This window comes from Bowmanella yangjiangensis, from assembly GCF_017255015.1.
Taxonomy (GTDB): Bacteria; Pseudomonadota; Gammaproteobacteria; order Enterobacterales; family Alteromonadaceae; genus Bowmanella; species Bowmanella yangjiangensis.
Window position 1 is genome coordinate 1 of record NZ_JAFKCS010000605.1, and the last position, 441, is coordinate 441.

General features: G+C 44.9%; 1 protein-coding gene. It reads left to right on the plus strand.

The window, feature by feature from the left end:
* Positions 1-413, plus strand: a 413-nt coding sequence (locus J0A65_RS25890; RefSeq protein ID WP_206597066.1) for a hypothetical protein, incomplete at its 5' end; no start/stop codon positions are given.
* Positions 414-441 lie beyond the last annotated feature (28 nt).

The window sequence follows — 441 nt, forward strand, 5'->3', positions numbered from 1 at the left end:
TAGCATGCGCATCAGTCACATCATTTGTATTAGGCTCACGATATGGCGCAGAAGCTTTCATCCAGGCCGATGCGAAATTTACTTCCGCATTAATAACCGCAAAACTCTCCGACCTAGATACCGGCAATCTCAAGCGCCTCAGAAGCTCACTGGAGTTCGACCGTGATCTATCACTTATCAGGCATGGTGAAGGCGAGAAAAACATAATAATTTATATGTGGCCAGAATTGCTGTACGGCGAGAGCAAACAGTTAGGACTAAGATCTCTTCAGCGCGCCGCCACATACAGAAAAAACCATTTAACGGAGTGGGCAAATCAAGCAACCCTTGAGTATTTCACGCCAGAAATTCGGCTCGACATTCAAAAGCATGCTCAGATTTTAGAGTCGGTCACCAATAAATATGCCAAATAGGCATATAACAAGTGGTTCAAACCGTTCG